At 41.8% G+C, this 3,281-nt stretch carries 1 protein-coding gene; it reads left to right on the top strand.

Translation table 11 applies throughout. The annotated features are described in order from the left end of the window. Positions 1 to 782: 782 nt before the first annotated feature. Positions 783 to 2,747, top strand: coding sequence for a flavin-dependent dehydrogenase (locus IM479_RS08235; RefSeq protein WP_287684770.1), 1,965 nt, complete (start codon positions 783 to 785; stop codon positions 2,745 to 2,747). Positions 2,748 to 3,281 lie beyond the last annotated feature (534 nt).

Here is a 3,281-nt window from a genome sequence, read left to right as displayed (position 1 = left end):
TCAGTCTGTAGAGCGACCATAAGACCAGAACAGAGTAAATCTGTTAAGGCAGGTGCGGAACCCCGCAAGGGAAAGAAGCAGAAACCTAAATCGTGAGGTTTGGGAATCACCGTCCGTTTACGGCGGTGAGGATGTCAAAATCAGATGGGGCTGGCTGTGTATTAATCTAGGTCTTTGACGCTCCCCGAAGCGCTCAGGCGAGGGGTTCTTGGTTCAATAAGTCCACTTACTTGAGATTCCTTGCGTTATCTAAAACAGAGGTGGTTCTTTCCCCAAGCGTTACTTTTCGTGCGCCCCACGATAGTTGTACTTCTACAAAATTTGCTTGAATTGAAGTATTAGCTTCAAATACTGTGTTGTCTAGTTCCTGCCAAGATTTTACCTACCTACAGGTAGAAACTAGAACAATTAGGTAGAACCCCAGATCTTTGATTGTCAAGGTACAGCGTTAGTCATTAGACTACTGGGTTTTTAGGGCGGTTGATTACCTTATCCGCTATACTTATACAGTAGCTAATTTTCATGAGTAGGTCAAGACCCTTAAAAGAAGAAGTTATTCGAGATTTTTTTAGGAGACTAGACACTTACTTTTTAGCTGTGCTTCGCTGTTCTATGCTGGCGGAACCTTTTATCTCCGAGGTGAAACCGAGAGTTCCTTCAAGCCGACATTTTAGGTAAAGTTTTTTAAACTTTTTTCAGAAAACTTTTTGTGTAGTCTAGCGTAATCAGACCATTTTTGACTTGTCCTTTTGGGTATTTTTGGGTGTAATAGCTAAATCAAGATGAGAGAAATCCTTTACAGAGAAATTCCGACTCCCGACTCGATCGCCGTTTATCAGTGGTTACAATCCGATTGGCAACCCGCTAGCGGTGTCAAGACAAATACACCTAACGGGGTGAGATTGCGCTTATCGGAGGCGATCGAATTGTCGATCTTTGTCTGGACGCTGCAACGGACTACTTATTTAAAAGTTTTCCGCTGGGGTGAGCGATCGCATGACCGAGAAACATCCCTGATTCGCCAGCTCGATCGAGCTTTACAAAAGCGTTTTCCGCCGCAGTATCACACGATACCAAACATCGATCAAAAAAATCACTCAATTTTTACAGATTTAGAAGCGGACTATCCCCTAACGGTTCACTACTTCCGCAAAATGCCGCAAGGGGAGGCGGATTTAGAACGTTTGTATTGGTGGGAAAAACGTTGGCGCGACAGTGCCAAAAATCCCCAACAACCGCGGCCGGTAATTTTCTCTAGCAGCGAGGAAAATGATCATCCCATCGCCTATGACTTAATTTATATTGGTGGTGCCTTGGGGGCAATTCATGCGGCACAGATGGCCAAATTAGGTTATCGAGTCCTCTTAGTAGAAAGACTACCTTTCGGACGGATGAATCGGGAATGGAATATCTCTCGATCGGAGTTTCAAAGTTTCATTAATTTAGGCCTATTTACTGCCGAAGAATTCGAGGAATTAATCTTCCAAGAATACATCGATGGCTTTAATAAGTTTTTTGATGGCAATAATCCCCCCCATCTGAAAGCCGAAATTCTCCATACTCCCACGGTTTTAAATATCGCCATTAATTCCGATAAATTGCTGCAATCCTGCGGTAAAAAAATACAGGATTATGGCGGTAAAATTCTCGATCAAACCGAATTTATTAAGGCTGATATTACTGCCAATAGTGTTACTGTCACCCTTAATCATGGTGGAGAAATTCAACAGATAAAAGGCCGTTTATTGATTGATGCTATGGGTTCCGCTTCTGCCATTGCCTGGCAATTAAACGGAGTGCGTGCCTTTGATAGTGTCTGTCCGACGGTGGGGGCAGTAGTAGAAGGATTCGAGCCGCTGGTGTGGGATTCTCACTATGGCGATGTCTTAAATTCCCATGGCGATATTTCTAAAGGTAGGCAATTAATTTGGGAATTATTTCCGGGGGAAGGAAAAGAATTAACCTTTTATCTATTTCACTATCATCAAGTCCATCCCGATAACCCCGGTTCTCTGTTGGAAATGTACGAAGATTTCTTTACTATTTTGCCGGAATATCGACAGTGTGACCCAGAAAAATTAACTTGGAAAAAACCAACCTTTGGTTATATACCAGGGCATTTTAGCACAGGGAAAAAAGATCGAATTGTCTCCTTTGATCGCATTTTAGCCATCGGTGATGCTGCCTCCCTGCAATCACCGTTAATTTTTACTGGGTTCGGTTCTTTGGTGCGTAATTTAGAGCGCTTAACCCATCTTTTGGATACGGCATTGAAACACGATTTACTAACAGCTAAAGACCTAGAAAATGTGCGTGCCTATCAAAGTAATGTGGCGGTAACTTGGTTATTTTCTAAAGGAATGATGGTTCCCACGGGAAAAACCTTACCCCCCCAAAGAATTAACGCCATGTTAAACACATTTTTCGGTTTATTGGCCGACGAACCGCCGGAGGTTTCTGAAACTTTTATTAAGGATAAAACTGATTGGTTGACCTTTAGCCGTTTAGCAATTAAAGCGGCCAGAAAAAACCCCGCTTTACTGTTATGGATAGCAGAAATGGCTGGCAGTCAGGATTTAATTCGTTGGTTGGGTTCCTATCTCGATTTTAGCCTTGATGGAGTCAAAAATCTGCTTTTTGGTTCCTGGTTTCCCCAATGGTTAAAAAACTCCCAAAGCTGGCTAGAAAAAGACAATCCTCGCCTATGGTTAAAGTTATTGAGTTTTAATTATGGCCTAAGACATTAAATAGGAGACTCCGAGACTCCGAGAGAGCTATCGGGGATCAGATTTGAGTTTTTATACTAAATCCAGTTATTAAAGACTGATTATTTATTCCCACTTTTGCCTTTTGCATGAGTGTATTTTGCCTGTCTTCATAAGTAGCCTATACTCAACGGATTTAGTATTAGTTCACTGTTTGTGGAGTTAAGAAACTGTTGGAAAAGTTAAAGAATGCGCGGTAATGATTCGGTAGTAGTGGTGAGCTATGTTGCTTACCTGGTATGAATTGTGTAAAATATTTATTAATAAAAATAATTGGAACCCAATCAGTCTTTAAACCTCTAGCTTGATCATGACTTTTCTGATAAATATCTTTTTCTGGCTCCTGTCTGGCTTACTGAAATATCAGTCTGGCACCGAACAAAATACCCCCTTCACCTCTATTCCCCTGTCCTAATTGGGGTTTGCTGAAAGAAGCTACAACCTTTATTGGAAAAGGCTTTTAGCTAGATTGAGAGTCGCTCAGGTGCCCCTGAATCTGCTAAAATTACTCAAACC

Origin of the sequence: Microcystis sp. M165S2 (genome assembly GCF_020245885.1) — a bacterium.
Taxonomy (GTDB): Bacteria; Cyanobacteriota; Cyanobacteriia; order Cyanobacteriales; family Microcystaceae; genus Microcystis.
Note: the sequence above shows the minus strand (reverse complement) of the source record. Positions and strands in the feature narration are given on the sequence as shown.